Source organism: Salmonella sp. SAL4457 (genome assembly GCF_046548235.1).
GTDB classification, from domain to species: Bacteria; Pseudomonadota; Gammaproteobacteria; order Enterobacterales; family Enterobacteriaceae; genus Salmonella; species Salmonella enterica.
This window is the reverse complement of record NZ_JBGDZO010001508.1, coordinates 1-229: the sequence shown is the minus strand read 5'-3', so window position 1 is coordinate 229 and position 229 is coordinate 1. Positions and strand designations below refer to the sequence as shown.

Genomic DNA, 229 nt, shown 5'->3' with positions numbered 1-229 from the left:
CGTCAGCACGGGGCGACTTCGAAGGGAGGATTTGGTCTTGTTACCAACACCCGCCATGCATGACGTGCTCGAGGTCAACGACGCGGCGACGTTGTCGTTGACGACTCTCAATGTTTCCCTTCACTGCCATCGTTTCGGCGCCCACTTGAACCTTCGTGCCTCCGATGGCTCGCGTGCCAGTGGCACATGACGCTGGCGACCGCGACGTTGGGCGCAAGAGGACTTGTGG

General features: G+C 60.7%; 1 protein-coding gene. It reads left to right on the top strand.

The features are described 5' to 3' along the window. The coding region (locus ACLJNW_RS29235; RefSeq protein WP_410962174.1) for a hypothetical protein at positions 1–190 on the top strand (190 nt) is incomplete at its 5' end. Positions 191–229 lie beyond the last annotated feature (39 nt).